The organism is Pseudomonas guariconensis (genome assembly GCF_024127895.1).
GTDB classification, from domain to species: domain Bacteria; phylum Pseudomonadota; class Gammaproteobacteria; order Pseudomonadales; family Pseudomonadaceae; genus Aquipseudomonas; species Aquipseudomonas guariconensis_B.
Window position 1 is genome coordinate 1 of the sequence record NZ_JAMYBK010000033.1, and the last position, 18026, is coordinate 18026.

Sequence of the window (18026 nt, forward strand, 5' to 3'; positions counted from 1 at the left end):
CCTGGCCCTGGCCAACAAGTACAGCACTGCGCTGGACGCCGGCCAGGTACTGGCGCCGGCCAAGGACCTGGCGCAGATGCAGCACGTGGTGTTCAATGCCTACACCAACGCGGGCCTGACCGTGCTGTTCCTGGTGGTGGTGTTCAGCGTGCTGTTCTTCGCCATCAAGGTCGGCTTCGCCGCCCTGGGCCGCAAGGAGCGCACCGACAAGGAAACCCCGTTCCAGGCGCTGCCTGACGCGTAACGAAGAGGAATACCGCGATGTTCAACGACCTGGGGCGACTGGGTAAGTACCTGGGGCAGGCAGCCCGCCTGATGGTCGGCATGCCCGACTACGACAACTATGTCGAGCACATGCAGGCCAAGCATCCGGACAAGCCGGTGATGAGCTACGAGGCGTTCTTCAGGGAGCGCCAGGAAGCCCGTTACGGTGGCAAGTCCGGGCCCAAGTGTTGTTGACCCCGCGACATGCATGAACCTGTGGGAGCCCGGGTAACCTGGCTCCCACAGTCATTTTCGGCTTCATGGAGGCAACTGCGTGCAAACGCCCATTCCCGTTACTGTCCTGACCGGCTTTCTCGGTGCCGGCAAGACCACCTTGCTCAAGCACATGCTCAAGGCCGAGCACGGCCTGAAGATCGCTGTGATCGAGAACGAGTTCAGCGAGGCCGGCATCGACAGCCAATTGCTGGGCGACGAGCCGGTGCAGGTCATGACCCTGGCCAACGGCTGCGTATGCTGCAGCATCCACGGCGACCTGACCCGTGCCCTGTACCTGCTGCTCGAACGCCTGGACGCCGGCGAGATCGCCTTCGACCGCCTGGTGATCGAGTGCACCGGCCTTGCCGACCCGGCACCTGTGGCGCAGACCTTCTTCATCGATGAGGAGCTGCGCGAGCGCTATATCCTCGACGGCATCATCACCCTGGTCGATGCTGCCCATGCCGAGCTGCACCTGACCCAGGCCATCGCCCAGGCCCAGGTGGGCTTCGCCGACCGCCTGCTGCTGAGCAAGACCGACCTGGTCGAGCCTGGCGCCGTCGAGGCCCTGCAGGAGCGCCTGGCCCGCATCAACGGTCGCGCCGCGATCCGTGTGGTCGAACACGGCCGCATCGACCTGGCCGAGTTGCTCGACGTGCGCGGGTTCAACCTCAACACCGACCTGGGTGGCAGCCTCAAGCCAGCCCTGCGCCCAGTCCTCAAGCCTGCCACGCCGGACCGTATCTCCACCCTGGTGCTGCGTAGCGAGACGCCGTTGGACATCGACCGTCTCAGTGACTTCATGAACGAGTTGCTGGAAAACCACGGCAAGCAGCTGCTGCGCTACAAGGGCGTGCTGAACATCGCCGGCGAAGAGCGTCGCCTGGTATTCCAGGGCGTGCTCAAGCTGTATGGCTTCGACTGGGATACCGAGTGGGCTGAAGGAGAGGTGCGGGAAAGCGTGATGGTGTTCATTGGCGATGAACTACCGGAGGAGACGATCCGGGAAGGATTCGCTGCGTTGAGCTAATGGCCTCGTGGGCTTGGGTCGCCTCTGCACCAGGGCGGTTAGTCAGCCTTCGTCCGGCTCATTTTTATATTCGAGGATATTGATCCTGATCGGCAGAAACTGGTCGTGCTTGGCGAACAGGTACATGTGCTTGGAGTCATGCCGCCGCTGGCGATGCAAGCATTTGCCGGAGCTTCGTTCACGCAGCAGGCAGATGAGTGGGTTGATGGGCTTATCCGTCAGGGTGATCTCCCCCTGGGGACCTACCATCTCGAAGTAGGAAGGCGTGACATCTTCGGGCCTGTATACGGCAATGGCCCCGTTGTCGTCTCGACAGAGACACTTGCCGAAGTGATTGCCTGGCGAGTGGACGGACAAGGTGTAGCCTTTGTCCGTATGACGGAAATAGACCTTCATGGGGCGCTGGGGCACAGAGGCTGCTTGGTGACAGAGCAGGTGCGAGTCGTCCCGTTCGTTGAAGCGTCCACTGAAGACGCCGCCTCCCGTGCCGGGAAGGATGACTTTGGCAGGCTTGCCCAGCAAGGTTTCAAGCAGGTTGAGATCAGCACCCTGGCTGCTGATTTCGGCAATGAACGATAGCTGGCGGTGGGTTGGCATGACGCATCTCCTCGGGGTGATGGATGCCTACCTTAAGGTGGTCATGAGTACTGGGCGCAGCGGGAATCCGTTCATTCCTGGCCTTGCTCGGCCAGTCTCGTGAGCGAGAGCGTTCAGCCGTCAGCGATGGGGTTGTGTCCACAATCAAAAAGCCCGGTACTAGACCGGGCTTCTCACATCAGGCAATCGCCAATTTAGTTGCCGTACACCGGCAGCTTCTTGCAGATGGCCTTGACCTTCTCACGCACGGCGTCGATCACCGCTTCGTTGTTCAGGTCGGCGAGGATGTCGCAGATCCAGCCGGCCAGCTCGCGGCACTCGGCTTCCTTGAAACCACGGGTGGTGACGGCCGGGGTGCCGATGCGCAGGCCCGAGGTGACGAACGGCGAACGTGGGTCGTTCGGTACCGAGTTCTTGTTCACGGTGATGTAGGCTCGGCCCAGGGCAGCGTCTGCGTCCTTGCCGGTGATGTCCTGCTTGATCAGCGACAGCAGGAACAGGTGGTTCTGGGTGCCGCCGGAGACGACGTCGAAACCACGCTCGATGAACACGCCGGCCATGGCCTGGGCGTTCTTCACCACTTGCTGCTGGTAGGCCTTGAACTCAGGCTGCAGCGCTTCCTTGAAGCAGATCGCCTTGCCGGCGATGACGTGCTCCAGCGGACCGCCCTGGGCGCCCGGGAAGACCGCGGAGTTGAGCTTCTTCTCGATCTCTTCGTTCTTGCGCGCCAGGATCAGGCCGCCACGCGGACCGCGCAGGGTCTTGTGGGTGGTGGTGGTGACCACGTCGGCGAACGGGACCGGGTTCGGGTAGATGCCAGCAGCGACCAGGCCGGCCACGTGGGCCATGTCGACGAACAGGTAGGCACCGACCTTGTCGGCGATCTCACGGAAGCGCGGGAAGTCCAGGACCTGGGAGTAGGCGGAGAAGCCGGCGACGATCATCTTCGGCTTGTGCTCCAGGGCCAGGCGCTCGACTTCGTCGTAGTCGATCAGGCCGTTGGCGTCGATGCCGTACTGCACGGCGTTGTACAGCTTGCCGGAGGAGCTGACGCTGGCGCCGTGGGTCAGGTGGCCGCCGTGGGCCAGGCTCATGCCCAGGAGGGTGTCGCCGGCCTGCAGCAGGGCCAGGTAGACGGCGGCGTTGGCCTGGGAGCCGGCGTGCGGCTGGACGTTGGCGTAGTCGGCGCCGAACAGTTGCTTGGCGCGGTCGATGGCCAGTTGCTCGATCACGTCGACGTGCTCGCAACCGCCGTAGTAGCGCTTGCCCGGGTAGCCTTCGGCGTACTTGTTGGTCAGTACCGAACCCTGGGCCTCCATGACGGCCGGGCTGGTGTAGTTTTCCGAAGCGATCAGCTCGATATGCTCTTCCTGGCGCTGAGCTTCCTGCTGCATGGCTTCGAAGAGCTCGGCGTCGTACTTGGCAATGGTCAAATCACGGCTGAACATGGCGGTCCTCAAGGATCGGGCTGAATTGGGGGGGCATTCTAACCCATTGGCCCTGGCCTGGCATATGAAGAGGCGTCATGTCGCGGACCAATGGAATTCACGACGACCAAGCGGCGAGCTGCAAGCTACAAGAGGGGTCGCTGCTGAACCTGTGGGACATCTGCCTCATCGGCGGCGTGCACGGCTTTTTCTTGCAGCTCACTGAAACACGAACAGCGTCTCGTTGCTGAATTGCGCTTCGAACTGGTGGGCCGGCATCGGCCGGCCGAACAGGTAGCCCTGTACTTCGTCGCAGTCGTGCTCGCGCAGGAACTCCAGTTGCTCATGGGTTTCCACGCCCTCGGCGATCACCGCCAGGTTCAGGCTGTGGGCCATGGCGATGATCGCCCGGGCGATCTGCGCGTCCTGCTCGCCCGCGGGCAGGCCGTCGACGAAGGTGCGGTCGATCTTCAGCACGTCGATGGGGAACTGCTTGAGGTAGTTGAGCGATGAATAACCCGTGCCGAAGTCGTCGACCGCAATGCTCAGGCCCAGCTTCTTCAGGCTGTCGAGGATCTGCATGGCCTCGTTGACCTCGCGCATCAGAATGCTTTCGGTCAGCTCCAGCTCCAGGCAGGCCGGCGGCAGGCCGGTTTCCTCCAGGATGGTGGCGATGCGGGTGCCCAACTGGCCATCGGAGAACTGCCGCGCCGAAATGTTCACCGACACCTTCGGCACCCGCACCCTGGCCTTGTGCCAGGCCTTGAGCTGGCGGCTGGCCTCGCGCAGTACCCAGTCGCCGACATCCACCACCAGGCCCAGCTCCTCGATCACCGGGATGAAGTCGCCCGGCGGTACCAGGCCGCGGCGTGGGTGGCGCCAGCGCAGCAGCGCCTCGGCACCGGTCAGGCGCTTGCCGTCGCCGCTGAACTGCGGTTGGTAGTAGAGCATGAACTCGTTCTGCTCCAAGGCATGGCGCAGGTCGCTTTCCAGCTCCAGGCGCTCCAGGGCGCTGGCGTTCATGTCGGCCTGGTAGAACTGGAAATTGTTCTTGCCGCGCTCCTTGGCGTGGTACATGGCCGTGTCGGCGTTCTTCATCAACTGGCTGAGCTCGCTGCCATCCTGCGGGCTGAGGGCGATGCCGATGCTGGCAGTGACGAAGAACTCGCGGCCCTCCAGGACGAACGGCCGTACCAGGCTGCCGAGGATGTTCTCGGCCACGTGGATGGCGCGGTTCAAGGCCATCTCGCGGCTCGCCCTGGGTTGCAGCAGCAGGGTGAACTCGTCGCCACCCATGCGTGCCACGGTATCGTCGTCGTCGACACAGGCCAACAGGCGCTGGGCCATGTCCTTGAGCATGCGGTCGCCCGCCGCGTGGCCCAGGGAGTCGTTGATCGGCTTGAAACGGTCCAGGTCGAGGAACATCAGTACCACCCACGCCTTGTGCCGCTCGGCCTGCTGCAGGGCGGTATGGAGCCGGTCCTGGAACAGAGTACGGTTGGGCAGGTGGGTCAATGCGTCGTAGTACGCCAGGCGGTGGATACGCTGCTCGCTGGCCTTGCGTTCGCTGATGTCGGTGAAGAAGCACACATAGCTGGCCAGGTCGCCTTCCTCGTCGAGCACCGCGGTGATGCCGACCCACGCTGGATACGGCTCGCCGTTGCGCCGCTTGAGCCATACCTCGCCTTCCCAGCTGCCACGCTGGTGCAGTTGCTTGAGCACATAGCGCAGGTGCGCGTCCTGCTGTTCATCGACCGTGAGCATGCCCGGCAACTGGTCGAGCACCTCGCTGACCGCGTAGCCGCTGACGCGGCTGAAGGCCTCGTTGGCCTGGACGATGTAGCCGGCCGGGTCGGTGATGAGAATGGCCGAGGTCGAGTGTTCGAATACCGTCGCCGCCATGCGCAGGTCCTTCTCGGCGCGGCGCTGCTGGCTGATGTCGCGGCCGACGCCGAGCAGGCCCTCGAAGCACTCGTGCTCGTCCCACACCAGCACCAGGCGCAGTTCGATGGGGATCTTGCGGCCATCGGCGCGCAGGCAGTCGAACAGGAACATCTGGGTCGGCAGCTGGCTGCGCAGCTGGACCAGCTGTTCGCTGTCGCCCAGGGCCTTGCTGACCCGCTCCATCAGGCTGTAGAGGCCGGTGAGCTGGGCCGGGTTGGCGATGACCGACTGCCAGCCGTGCTGGAAGAACCACTCGGCCGGGTAGCCCAGCACGGCTTGCGCGGAAGGGCTGACGTAATCGAGTTGCAACTGGCTGTTGGTCGAGAAGATCACGTCGCTGATGCTTTCGGCCAGCATGCGATAGCGCTGTTCGCTGTCGCGCAGGGACTCGCTGGCCTCGATCTGCACCGTGACGTCCTTGCCCACGCCGATGATACGGGTGACCAGGCCGTCGGCATCGCGGGTCAGCACCTGTTCGCGGATGTCGTAGCAGCGCCAGTTGCCATCGCGGTGGCGAAAGCGCAACTGGCAGTGCAAGGAGTCGCCGTGGCCGGTGTCGCGCTGTTGGCGGCGCAGCGCGTGGTAGTGCTCGCTGTCCTCCGGGTGCAGCAACAGTTCCCAGAAGCGGTCGCCCATCTGTGTCAGCTCGGTGCGGTCGTAGCCGAGGGTTTGGCCGAGGTGGCGGTTGCTGAAGATCATCCGCTGGCTCTGCACGTCCTGCACGTACAACTGGTCGGGGACGGTGCGCACCACATCGGACCAGAAACTCTCGCGCTCAAGCAGCGACAGCTCGACCTGCTTGCGGCTGGTGATATCGCTGATGCTCAGGATCACCGCCTGGTAGTCCCGGCGCTGCTGGGGCAGGCGGGCCATCAGCCACAGGTGCAGTTCGCCGCCCAGGGGCGCGGGCAGGCAGACTTCCAGTTCCAGCAGGGGGCGTTGCTCGATCAGGGCGTCGATCAGCTGCATGCCGATGCTGTCGCGACCCTCGCCGCTGCCTGCGATCAGGCGCTGCCAGGCGCCTTCGTTGCATTCGACGTTGAGCAGTTGCCGGGCGACCTGGTTGATCTCGGTGATCTTCAGTTCCTGCAGTAGCGAGCGGCGCAGGCTGCCGTCCAGGGCCAGGCTCTGCTTGAGGGCGGCGCGGTTGCGCAGGTGGTAGCGGTCGAGCTGGCCGGGCAGGCTGGAGAGGTCGAGCACGCACAACGCCACGCCGGTGCCCTCGAAGATCTCCTGGTAGCGCCGGTGATCTTCCTGCAAGGCGCGCTGGCGGCGGCGCATGTTGATCAGGGCGAGCACCGGCAGCAAGGCACAGACCAGCACCAACAGGCACTTGCCGATCAGCGCCGGCAGCAGCGTCTCTCGGGCAAGGCCGGCATCGAACAGCCCACGCAGTTGCCAGGTGCTGTTGTCGAGCAAGGCCAGCATCACGCTTTGCAGGGGCTCGTCGCTGAGCAGGGTAGGCCTGTTGCGCGCAAGCACCTCGCCGCTGCGGCTGCTTTCCAGCAGCCACAGGGGATGGCCCGCACCTTCCAGACGGTGGGTCAGCGTCTTGTAGTAGTCGTTGGACAGGCGCAACAGCCAGTAGCCGCGATCCTGTTCGGCCGGCTGGCGCAGCAGCAGGTAGACCTGGCGGCTGTCTGCGGCGTCGCTGAAGAAATATGCACGTCCCTGGCTGAGTTGCAGGAGCTCGGCGATCAGTTGACGGTCGGGGGTGTTCGCGAGACTGTCGCGCCTGACCTGCCCGGCGCTGCCCAGCCAGGCCACGTGGTGCAGGCCGGGCAGGCGCTGCTGCAGGGTCTGCAGCAGCGAGGGCAGCGCCGCCGGTGTCGGCGCTTCGATGTAGGGTTGCAGCAGGTTCACCGCCTGTTGGGCCTGAAGCGCCATGTTCAGGGTCAGGTGGTCGGCCAGTTCCGCATTCGTCGCCAGGCTCCGTTGGCGAAGGTCGGCCTGGGTGTGACGGAACTGGGCGAACAATTGCCATAGCAGCAACCCCAGCAGGACCAAGGCCAGCAGGGCCAGCGTGCCCTTGAGCGAGCCGCGCAGGGCGCTGCTCGACGCAGGCAGGGCAGGGCGCAGGGATGACGGGTGGGTAAGATCGGTCAAGCGATGGTCCTGCGATTGGGCTGGCGATGGCAGGGGTGAAACAAAGCGGCAAGCTGCAAGCCAAAAGCAAAAGCAGCCTCGACGCCAATCTGCTTTTTCTTGCAGCTTGCAGCTAGTCACCGACTAGCATGCCCCCAATTATGGCAAAGTGCCAGCGGCTGTGTCTGCTGCCAGTGGTCGCTACCGCTGATCCTCGTTCGGCAAGTCCCTGCGACCTGTGCGAGAATGCCGCCGCTTCATAGTCAACGCATCGGAGATGTACGGTTTGGTTACCCATTATTCCACCAATGGCCTCGATTCCGCCTGCGGGCGCAGCAGTCAGACCCTGGTCAGCACTGCCGTGGCCGATGACGTATCCTGCAAGTCCTGCCAGCGTTCGCTGGCCAAGCCCGACCCGGCCGCCGCCAATGTGCGCAAGAGCCCGTCGCTGGCTGAACTGCGCAAGTCCGCCAAGGCCGTTGCCGAGCCGGTCGTGGCGTCTGCCGCCAAGCCTGCGCCCAAGCCGGCCGCAGCGGCTACCGGCAAACCTGCCCGCTCCGGCGGTTTCAGCGTCAAGGCCGCCTGGGCCGCTCGCCTGGCCGGGCAATCCGAGCGCTGCCGCCTGCCACGGGGCAAGGTGAAACAGGCCCACGTCTGAGGCCTGGCGAGGGCTTCGTCCCCGACCGCAGGCTTTGCCCGCTTCCACAGTGTCCTGGTGTGGAAGCGGCGCTTCGGCGCCCCATCTGGTCAACGCCACCACTTGGCGTAGAATGGCCCACTTTGTTCAATGACACCCCGTAAACGCATCCCCCTGGCGCCCGCCAGGCGAGCGTCGATGTCTTTACCTATCTATAGAGGGCTTGGTTTTGGCTCAATACGTCTACACCATGCATCGGCTGAGCAAGGTCGTGCCGCCGAAGCGGGAAATCCTGAAGAACATCTCCCTGTCGTTCTTCCCAGGCGCGAAGATCGGTGTGCTCGGCCTCAACGGCGCGGGCAAGTCGACCCTGCTGCGGATCATGGCGGGCGTCGACAAGGAGTTCGACGGCGAAGCCCGTCCGATGCCCGATATCAACGTCGGCTACCTGCCCCAGGAGCCGCAACTGGACCCGAACAAGACCGTCCGCGAGGTGGTCGAGGAAGCGGTGAGCGTGATCAAGGACGCTCAGGCTCGCCTGGACGAGGTCTACGCCGCCTATGCAGAGCCGGATGCCGACTTCGACAAGCTGGCCGCCGAGCAGGCCAAGCTGGAAGCCATCCTGCAGGCCGCCGATGGCCACAACCTGGAGCGTCAGCTGGAAGTCGCCGCCGACGCCCTGCGCCTGCCGCCGTGGGACGCCAAGGTCGAGCACCTGTCTGGCGGTGAGAAGCGCCGTGTGGCCCTGTGCCGCCTGCTGCTGTCGGCTCCCGACATGCTGCTGCTGGACGAGCCGACCAACCACCTGGACGCCGACTCGGTGGCCTGGCTGGAGCACTTCCTGCACGACTTCCCCGGCACCGTGGTGGCGATCACCCACGACCGTTACTTCCTCGACAACGTCGCCGGCTGGATCCTCGAGCTGGACCGCGGCGCCGGCATCCCGTACGAAGGCAACTACTCGGGCTGGCTGGAAGCCAAGTCGGCGCGCCTGGAGCAGGAATCCAAGCAGCAGACCGCCCATGAGAAGGCCATGAAGGAAGAACTGGAGTGGGTGCGCAAAGGCGCCAAGGCCCGCCAGTCCAAGTCCAAGGCCCGTCTGGCGCGCTTCGAGGAGATGCAGTCGCAAGAGTTCCAGAAGCGCAGCGAGACCAACGAGATCTATATCCCGGCAGGCCCGCGCCTGGGCGACAAGGTCATCGAGTTCAAGAACGTCACCAAGGGCTATGGCGACCGTGTACTGATCGACAATCTGTCGTTCTCCATGCCCAAGGGCGCCATCGTTGGCGTGATCGGCGGCAACGGTGCCGGTAAGTCGACCCTGTTCCGCATGATCATGGGCAAGGAACAGCCGGATTCGGGCAGCATCGAGATCGGCGAAACCGTGCAACTGGCCTGCGTCGACCAGAGCCGCGACGACCTGGACGGCGGCAAGACCGTGTTCCAGCAGATTTCCGATGGCTCCGACATGATCCGCATCGGCAGCTACGAGATCCCGTCGCGCACCTACGTCGGCCGCTTCAACTTCAAGGGCGGTGACCAGCAGAAGTTCGTCAAGGACCTCTCCGGTGGTGAGCGTGGCCGTCTGCACCTGGCCCTGACGCTGAAGGAGGGTGGCAACGTCCTGCTGCTCGACGAACCGTCCAACGATCTCGACGTCGAGACCCTGCGTTCGCTGGAAGAAGCCCTGCTGGACTTCCCGGGCGCGGCCATCGTGATCTCCCACGACCGTTGGTTCCTGGACCGCGTGGCCACGCACATCCTGGCCTACGAGGACGACTCGAACGTGGTGTTCTTCGAGGGCAACTACACCGAGTACGAAGCCGATCGCAAGAAGCGCCTGGGCGATGCTGCCGCCCAGCCGCACCGGGTACGGCACAAGAAGCTGGCGCAGTAACCCGCAACGGGTTGCACGATAGTGGGGCCTTCATGGCCCCATTTTTGTGCCGGCTCGAAACGGGGCTGGCATCTTGGCGCCGCGCCGACGCGAAGAGGGCGGAGCCGCCAGCAGGAAACGCCCGTTTTGTATACATTTATATAAAACGCACCAAAAAAATTCAAAAAAACGACATTGCGCCCTATTCCAGTGCGATTGCTTCTTGGTACATTCCAGAAAAAACCAAATAAGTCCAAATCCCTCTTGGTGAGATGTCTACCATGATCGAATCCGTCGACCATTTCCTGGCCCGCCTCAAGCAGCGCGACCCGGCCCAGCCCGAGTTCCACCAGGCCGTCGAAGAAGTGCTGCGCAGCCTCTGGCCCTTCCTCGAAGCCAACCCCCATTACCTGCAGGCCGGCATCCTCGAACGCATGGTTGAGCCGGAGCGTGCGGTACTGTTCCGCGTGTCCTGGGTCGATGACCAGGGCAAGGTCCAGGTCAACCGCGGCTACCGCATCCAGATGAGCAGCGCCATCGGCCCATACAAGGGCGGCCTGCGCTTCCATCCGTCGGTCAACCTGGGCGTGCTCAAGTTCCTGGCCTTCGAGCAAGTCTTCAAGAACTCGCTGACCTCGCTGCCCATGGGCGGCGGCAAGGGCGGCTCGGACTTCGATCCGAAGGGCAAGAGCGATGCCGAGGTCATGCGCTTCTGCCAGGCCTTCATGAGCGAGCTGTATCGCCACATCGGCGCCGACCTGGACGTGCCTGCCGGTGACATCGGCGTCGGCGCCCGCGAGATCGGCTACATGTTCGGCCAGTACAAGCGCCTGGCCAACCAGTTCACGTCGGTGCTGACCGGCAAGGGCATGACCTACGGCGGCAGCCTGATCCGCCCGGAGGCCACCGGCTACGGCTGCGTGTACTTCGCCGAGGAAATGCTCAAACGCCGCGACCTGCGCATCGACGGCCGCCGCGTGGCCATCTCCGGCTCCGGCAACGTCGCGCAGTATGCGGCACGCAAGGTCATGGACCTGGGCGGCAAGGTGATCTCGCTGTCCGACTCCGAAGGCACCCTGTTCTGCGAAGCCGGCCTGACCGACGAGCAGTGGCAAGCGCTGATGGAACTCAAGAACGTCAAGCGCGGCCGCATCAGCGAGCTGGCCAGCCTGTATGGCCTGGAGTTCCGCAAGGGCCAGACCCCGTGGAGCCTGCCGTGCGACATCGCCCTGCCGTGCGCCACCCAGAACGAGCTGGACGCCGAGGATGCCCGCACCTTGCTGCGCAACGGCTGCATCTGCGTGGCGGAAGGCGCCAACATGCCGACGACCCTCGAGGCTGTGGATATCTTCCTGGAAGCCGGCATCCTCTATGCCCCGGGCAAGGCCTCCAACGCCGGTGGCGTGGCCGTTTCGGGCCTGGAGATGTCGCAGAACGCCATGCGCCTGCTGTGGACCGCTGGCGAAGTGGACAGCAAGCTGCACAACATCATGCAGTCGATCCACCACGCCTGCGTGCACTACGGCGAGGAAGCCGACGGCTCCATCAACTACGTCAAGGGCGCCAACATCGCCGGTTTCGTCAAGGTCGCCGATGCCATGCTGGCCCAGGGAGTGGTCTAGTAGCCTGCGGGCTACTCGTCCTGCGCCTCGATGGCGATGACCTCGATCAGCTGATCGCCGGCAGGTCGTCGCCACAGCACCTCGTCGCCGGGGCCGGCGCCCAGTAGCGCGCGGCCCAGGGGCGATCCCCAGTTGACCAGGCCCTGCGCGGCATCGGCCTGGTCCTCTCCCACCAGTTGAACCCTGTGTTCCTGGTCCTGTTCATCGACGAAGGTCACCCGGCTGCCGATCTGCACCTTGTCCCGCGAGGTCGCGGCGGGCACCACCTGGGCGCTCTGCACGCGCGCGCCGAAGTAGCGCAGGTCACGTTCGGCATCGGCCAGGCGCTGCTTGTCGGCGTGCTCACCCTGGGCCTGCAGCTCGCTGCGTAGCGCATTGAGCTCGGCCAGGCGCTGCTGCAATTGGGCCAGGCCCTTGGCCGTGACGTAGTTGGGCTGGTCGCTGACCCGGCGCTCCACCGGCTGGTTGGCCTGGGCGGCGGCCTGATCCTCTTTGACGAATGCTCGGCTCATGGAAGGCCTCCTTGTGCAGCAGACCATGATGGCAGGTTGCGAGTTTCAAGGGGTGTCCGATTGCGACTTCCTTGCCATCCAGCGATGGCCCGTCAGCCATGAGGCAGCCCCATCAGTAGTGATACCACTTCAACTCCAGCATCACCTCGTTCTGCGCCGTGGCCAACTGGCTGAAGGTGCGCCGGGCGCTCAGCCTCAGCCCCAGGTCGCGGTTGATCTCCCACTGCTGGTTGAGGCTCAGGCTGCGCCGCACTTCGCCATTGGCGAAATAGTCGCCCTTGGCCTCCAGGGTCATGTTGCCCAGGCCATTGCGCCACAACAGCCCGCCATTGAAACCCGCCGCCGGTGCGACGAACTGGGCGAAGTCGTTGTGGTGTTCGACCCGCACCGTGCCCAGGGCAAAGCCCAGCAGGCCATCGGCCAACTGCCAGGTTCCGCCGGCACCGCCATTGACGTGGCTGACCAGCACCTCGTCGTCGTGCTTGCCCGGCACCCGCTCCAGGCCACCGGCAACCTGCCACGACCAGGGCTTGAGCAGTTCGTTGCGCGGGGTCAGGGAGCGGATGGTCGCCAGGTCCAGGCGTTGTACCTGCCAGTCGTTGCCCTCGTACTGGCGCAGCTTGAGCTGGAGGATCTCGATCTGCGCGCCGAGGGGGAAGCCGTAGGCGTTGTCGTTGAGGTCGTGGTAGGCCATGCGCAGGCCGTATTCGGCATAGGCGCGGTCGTCGCGGGTGCCCACACCCAACTGCCAGGTGCGCGACTGGTGGCCGTTCTCGGGCAGGCCCGGGCGCTCGATCTCCAGGGGCGGCGGTGGGTTGCGATTGATCGCCCGCAGCAGCTCGAAGCTGCGCCTGGCCTGGGCCGGGTCGCGTTCCCGGCCGTTGGCACGGTAACGCTCCAGGCGGTAGGCCGCGTCCTGTACCAGCGCCTGGCGCTCGCGGGGCAGGGCCGTGAACTCGGGGCTTTGCAACTGGTCGGTGTCGGCGCTGATGGCCAGCACCTGGCGTTTCTCGTCATGCTCCAGCGGCTCGGCGCGGGCCAGCAGTTCGCGTTCGCGGGACGGCCGATAGCGTACGCTGGCGACCAGGCCGGACTGCTTGACGGCCTTGACCGTGTCGGTGGGAATGGCGGTCAACGGGAACTGTGAAGTCAGGTCCAGGCCAGGGCGCGCCACCTGCAGGAGTTCCAGCAGGCGGTAGGAGCAGTTCTCGTCGAAGAAGAAATAGTCGAACTGGATCTGCTTGAGCTCCCAGACGTGCTCGACCATGCGCCCCGTCTCCTCCGGTGTCAGGTCCAGCTGGTATTCCCACAGGTCGCGGTTCTCCAGGCTGCGGTATTCGGAGAGCTTTTCCTGGTAGGGCATCAGCGCGAACAGGCCCGGATAGCCGCCCATCAAGCCTTTCCAGGCATAGAGGATGCTGTTGTCGCTGCCCTCGATGTAGGCACCGAAGTTGATCGCGTAGCTCAGCAGCGTGGTGTCGTCGCTGCGGGTATTGGCCTGGTCGATGCGCAGCAAGGTATGGCCGAACATCGACGAGGGGCTGTTCAGGTAGGCCGCCGGAAACACCAGCACAGTGCTGTGCGGGTCGATGGCGCGGTACCAGGTGGTGTATTCCTGGCAGTCCGGCTGCGGCAGGTCGTTCAGCGCGAGCTGCTCGCGCAGCCAGCGGGTGCGCGCCGGAAAGACGCACTGGGCATGCTTGTCGCCCAGGCTGGCCGGGGCGTACAGCGCCTGCACCGTGGCTTGCAGTTCGCGGTCCGGGTGATGGGCGCCGTCCTCGGCGAGGAAGAAGGCGTCATCGTCCACATAGCTGCGCCAGCCGCCGAGCGTGCCGGTCTCGTAGTGGCCGAGGGCGATCCAGTAGGGGGTCGAAGCCAGCTGTTGCAGGCGTGCCGGGTCGAGCTGCGGTGCGGCATGAAGCGGGGCACTGGCGATGAGCGCCAGGGAGGCGAGGCGTTTGAGCATGTCGGGCAACTACGTCTGGATGATGCCGAAGGTGGATGAGCCGTACCCGCCCCGGTATCGGGGCGGGACAGGCGGGACTCAGGCCTCGGTGGCGTACTTGGCCAGGCGCGGGTCGCTCTTGAGGACCGCGAGGGTGTTGCTGTGGACGGTTTCGGCCGTCACGTCGGCACTGCTGAAGATCTCGCTGAAGTGCTGGTGGGTGACCGTGGCGAAGTGCGCGCGGTCTTCGGGCGCCACGCCCAGGACCACGGCATAGGTGGTCAGGGCTTCGCCCTGGCCCTTGGCCATGTCTTCGGAGAGTTCGTTCATCATGCCGTTCATGGCGAACCAGGATTTGCCGCCGTAGGTCAGGGCCGCCTTGGTCGAGCAGCCGTTGGTGCCCGAGGTCATGCCGAAGGTCGCATTGCCGGACGTGCCGTTGGTGGTGGATGCCAGGAAGTGGGCCGGTGTGCCGCGCTGGCCCTCGAACAGCAGGTTGCCCCAGCCGCAGTTGGGTCCGCCAGGCGCTTCTGCCATGGCATTGATCGAAACTGCGGTGAACAGAGTACCCAGAAGAATCCGTTTCATAGCGTTGTTCTCTTTCTCAGTAGACGTACCAATGGTCAGGGTTCTGGCAAGCCGGTTGCCAGGTCGGGAAAGCAAATACGCCCACCCGCGCAGGTTGGAGTTTAGGCACGATCCAAAGGTTGCGTTGTTTATTGCGAAAAATTGCTTGCGAAATCGTTGGGGTTGGACTGCGACATAAAGTCCCGGCAAGCCTTGCAAGCAGCGCGTTGGCGGCGCCAGAATGCCTTTCATCCGCCCCGCCGAAGTAAGGAAACCCAATGCCCGATCCTGTCGCCTCGCGCCTGCGTCTTGCGCCCGAAGCCCTGACCCGGCGTTTCTCCGCCGAGCAGTTCGCTTTTTCCACCACCGACGATCTGGAGCCGTTCCGAGGGGTCCTGGGCCAGGAGCGTGCCGTCGAGGCCCTGCAGTTCGGCGTGGCCATGCCGCGCCCCGGATACAACGTGTATGTCATGGGCGAGCCCGGCACCGGGCGCTTCTCGTTCGTCAAGCGCTACCTCAAGGCCGAGGGCAAGCGCCAGCAGACCCCGGCCGACTGGGTCTACGTCAACAACTTCGACGAGACCCGCGAGCCCCGCGCCCTGGAGCTGCCGGCCGGCAGCGCCAGCGAATTCATCGCCGACATGAACGGTTTGATCGACAACCTGCTGGCCACCTTCCCGGCGGTGTTCGAGCACCCCACCTACCAGCAGAAGAAAGGGGCCATCGATCGCGCCTTCAACCAGCGCTATGACCGTGCCCTGGACGTGATCGAGCGGGCCTCGCTGGAAAAGGACGTGGCCCTGTACCGCGATGCCAGCAATGTCGCCTTCACCCCCATGAGCGACGGCAAGGCCCTGGACGAGGCCGAGTTCGCCCAGTTGCCCGAGGAAGTCCGCGAGCGCTTCCACGAAGACATCGCCGCGCTGGAGGAGCGCCTCAACGAGGAACTGGCCAGCTTGCCCCAGTGGAAACGCGAGTCGAACAACCAATTGCGCCAGCTCAACGAAGAGACCATCACCCTGTCTCTGCAGCCGCTGCTGGCGCCGTTGTCGGAGAAGTACGCGGAAAACGCGGCGGTCTGCGCCTACCTGCAATCGGTGCAACTGAACCTGCTGCGCACCGTGGTCGAGCAACTGGTCGACGACAGCAAGCCTGACGCCGTGGCGCGCAAGATGCTCGAGGAGCAGTACGCGCCGAGCCTGGTGGTCGGCCACCACGCCAACGGCGGCGCGCCGGTGGTGTTCGAGCCGCACCCGACCTACGACAACCTGTTCGGCCGTATCGAATACAGCACCGACCAGGGCGCGCTGTACACCTCCTACCGCCAGCTGCGCCCAGGCGCGTTGCACCGGGCCAATGGTGGCTTCCTGATTCTCGAGGCGGAGAAGATGCTCGGCGAGCCCTTCGTCTGGGACGCCCTCAAGCGCGCCTTGCAGTCGCGCAAGCTGAAGATGGAGTCGCCGCTGGGCGAACTGGGCCGGGTCGCCACCGTGACCCTGACGCCGCAGATGATCCCGCTCAACGTCAAGCTGGTGATCATCGGTTCGCGCCAGCTGTACTACGCCCTGCAGGACCACGACTCGGACTTCCAGGAGATGTTCCGGGTCCTGGTGGACTTCGACGAGGACATGCCCCTGGTCGAAGAGAACCTGGAGCAGTTCGCCCAGTTGCTTCGCACACGCACCAACGAAGAGGGCATGGCCCCACTGACCAGCGACGCGGTGGCGCGGCTGGCCACCTACAGCGCTCGCCTGGCGGAAAACCAGTCGCGCCTGTCGGCACGCATCGGCGACCTGTTCCAGTTGGTCAGCGAAGCCGACTTCATCCGCCAACTGGCCAGCGACGAAATGACCGATGCCGGGCACATCGAGCGGGCGCTCAAGGCCAAGGCCACGCGCACCGGGCGGGTGTCCCAGCGGGTGCTCGACGACATGCTCGCCGGGATCATCCTGATCGACACCGAAGGGGCGGCCATCGGCAAGTGCAACGGCCTGACCGTGCTCGAGGTCGGCGACTCGGCGTTCGGTATGCCGGCGCGAATCTCCGCCACGGTCTACCCGGGCGGCAGCGGGATCGTCGACATCGAGCGTGAGGTCAACCTCGGCCAGCCGATCCACTCCAAGGGGGTGATGATCCTCACCGGCTACCTGGGCAGCCGCTACGCCCAGGAGTTCCCCCTGGCGATCTCGGCGAGCATCGCCCTGGAGCAATCCTATGGTTACGTCGACGGCGACAGCGCCTCGCTCGGCGAGGTCTGCACCTTGATCTCGGCGTTGTCCCGCACGCCGCTCAAGCAGTGTTTCGCTATCACCGGCTCGATCAACCAGTTCGGCGAGGTGCAGGCAGTGGGGGGCGTCAACGAGAAGATCGAAGGCTTCTTCCGGCTGTGCGAGGCACGCGGGCTGACCGGCGAGCAGGGCGTGATCATTCCGCGCGCCAACGTCGCCACCTTGATGCTCGACGAGCGGGTGCTGCGGGCGGTCGAGGCCGGGCGTTTCCATGTCTATGCCGTCAGCCAGGCCGACGAGGCCTTGAGCCTGCTGGTGGGCGAGGAGGCCGGCGCGCCGGACGCGCAGGGCCAGTTCCCCGAGGGCAGCGTCAATGCGCGGGTGGTGGAGCGCCTGCGCGAGATCGCCGAGATGGTCAGCGAGGAAGACATCAAGGAGGCGGAGAAAGAGCGGCTGGAGGAGGCGCTGGCCCAGGCCAAGCCTGCCTGAGTCAATAAAACGGCGCTGGCGGCCATGTGCTACCGTTCAGCGCCGGTTTTCCAGCCTGGGCGCGGGTCTTCTATGCTGGTTTTTAAGGACGGTATCAGCGTTCAGGATGGAGACAGCCTGAGGTTCAGGCTGAACAAGGCTTCACAGAGGGGACGCCGCCATGCGCAACCTCAGCCTCACCCGCCAGTGCCTGGGCCTGGTGACCCGCATCGAATGCAGCATTCGTCCATTGGCCGGTGACAACGGCATGTGGACGCTGCTCTTCGCCGCCGGCATGGCCGGTGAACAACCCTCTGCGATCAAGGCCCAGGGCCCGTTCCATGGCCCGCTGGTGGCCGAGTCGGTGCTCAATGCCATCGTCGACAGCCTCACCTTGCATGGCTACCAGGTCGCCGATGATCCGCAGATCTGGTGCCTGCACCTGCAGGCGCAGTTGCGCCGGATCAATGGCGAGCGCTGTCGCAACCTGGGGGATTACCAGTTTCATCCGGAGACCTGAGCAGGCGCTGTCCGCTGCCAAGGGGGCCGCTTCATGCCCCATCGCCGGCAAGCCGGCATGCACAGATTCGTGAACGGCGCGGGCCCCT

13 protein-coding genes and 1 pseudogene are annotated in these 18026 nt (G+C 64.8%); 8 read left to right on the forward strand and 6 right to left on the reverse strand.

From position 1 onward, the window contains the following. From NJF35_RS22410 to yjiA, 3 genes and pseudogenes are all read left to right on the forward strand, one after another. A pseudogene (locus NJF35_RS22410) lies at nt 1-244 on the forward strand (carbon starvation protein A); the annotation flags it as partial. Between the two features lie 17 nt (nt 245-261). Next, the gene (locus tag NJF35_RS22415; protein ID WP_027918412.1) at nt 262-459 is read left to right on the forward strand and encodes a YbdD/YjiX family protein; all 198 of its coding nucleotides are present in this window, start codon (nt 262-264) and stop codon (nt 457-459) included. A 79-nt stretch (nt 460-538) separates the two neighbouring features. Then, nucleotides 539-1510: a GTPase gene (gene yjiA, locus NJF35_RS22420; protein WP_225790591.1), complete on the forward strand. Its 972-nt coding sequence runs from the start codon at nt 539-541 to the stop codon at nt 1508-1510. 42 nt (nt 1511-1552) lie between these two features. Here yjiA and NJF35_RS22425 read toward each other — a convergent pair whose 3' ends face one another. From NJF35_RS22425 to NJF35_RS22435, 3 genes are all read right to left on the reverse strand, one after another. Continuing rightward, nucleotides 1553-2107, reverse strand: a complete 555-nt coding sequence (locus NJF35_RS22425; protein WP_225790590.1) for a hypothetical protein — start codon at nt 2105-2107, stop codon at nt 1553-1555. A 194-nt stretch (nt 2108-2301) separates the two neighbouring features. Continuing rightward, nucleotides 2302-3555, reverse strand: coding sequence for a serine hydroxymethyltransferase (gene glyA, locus NJF35_RS22430; protein ID WP_225790589.1), 1254 nt, complete (start codon nt 3553-3555; stop codon nt 2302-2304). A 198-nt stretch (nt 3556-3753) separates the two neighbouring features. Continuing rightward, nucleotides 3754-7584: a bifunctional diguanylate cyclase/phosphodiesterase gene (locus NJF35_RS22435; RefSeq protein ID WP_225790588.1), complete on the reverse strand. Its 3831-nt coding sequence runs from the start codon at nt 7582-7584 to the stop codon at nt 3754-3756. Nucleotides 7585-7849: 265 nt separating this feature from the next. Between NJF35_RS22435 and NJF35_RS22440 the strand changes: the two genes are divergently transcribed. The 3 genes from NJF35_RS22440 (at nt 7850) to gdhA (ending at nt 11698) form a co-directional block, all read left to right on the forward strand. Continuing rightward, entirely contained in the window at nt 7850-8221 is a 372-nt protein-coding gene (locus NJF35_RS22440) for a hypothetical protein (RefSeq protein WP_225790594.1), read from the forward strand. Between the two features lie 208 nt (nt 8222-8429). After that, nucleotides 8430-10097 (forward strand): energy-dependent translational throttle protein EttA, encoded by a 1668-nt coding sequence (gene ettA, locus NJF35_RS22445; RefSeq protein WP_225790587.1) that lies wholly within the window; start codon nt 8430-8432, stop codon nt 10095-10097. 260 nt (nt 10098-10357) lie between these two features. Then, nucleotides 10358-11698, forward strand: a complete 1341-nt coding sequence (gene gdhA, locus NJF35_RS22450) for an NADP-specific glutamate dehydrogenase (RefSeq protein WP_225790586.1) — start codon at nt 10358-10360, stop codon at nt 11696-11698. 11 nt (nt 11699-11709) lie between these two features. Here the strand turns inward: gdhA and NJF35_RS22455 are convergent, their stop codons facing one another. The 3 genes from NJF35_RS22455 to NJF35_RS22465 all read right to left on the reverse strand — a co-directional run bounded on the left by NJF35_RS22455 (nt 11710) and on the right by NJF35_RS22465 (nt 14743). Continuing rightward, nucleotides 11710-12210, reverse strand: a complete 501-nt coding sequence (locus NJF35_RS22455; RefSeq protein WP_253091495.1) for a GreA/GreB family elongation factor — start codon at nt 12208-12210, stop codon at nt 11710-11712. A gap of 112 nt (nt 12211-12322) precedes the next feature. Then, nucleotides 12323-14176, reverse strand: a complete 1854-nt coding sequence (locus NJF35_RS22460) for a DUF4105 domain-containing protein (RefSeq protein ID WP_253091496.1) — start codon at nt 14174-14176, stop codon at nt 12323-12325. 78 nt (nt 14177-14254) lie between these two features. Continuing rightward, a complete protein-coding gene (locus tag NJF35_RS22465; protein WP_225790583.1) occupies nt 14255-14743 on the reverse strand; it encodes a DUF3015 domain-containing protein in 489 nt (162 codons plus the stop codon). Between the two features lie 257 nt (nt 14744-15000). Between NJF35_RS22465 and NJF35_RS22470 the strand changes: the two genes are divergently transcribed. Further along, nucleotides 15001-17439, forward strand: coding sequence for a Lon protease family protein (locus NJF35_RS22470; RefSeq protein WP_225790582.1), 2439 nt, complete (start codon nt 15001-15003; stop codon nt 17437-17439). 160 nt (nt 17440-17599) lie between these two features. Next, nucleotides 17600-17938, forward strand: a complete 339-nt coding sequence (locus NJF35_RS22475; protein WP_225790581.1) for a hypothetical protein — start codon at nt 17600-17602, stop codon at nt 17936-17938. Nucleotides 17939-18026: the final 88 nt, after the last annotated feature.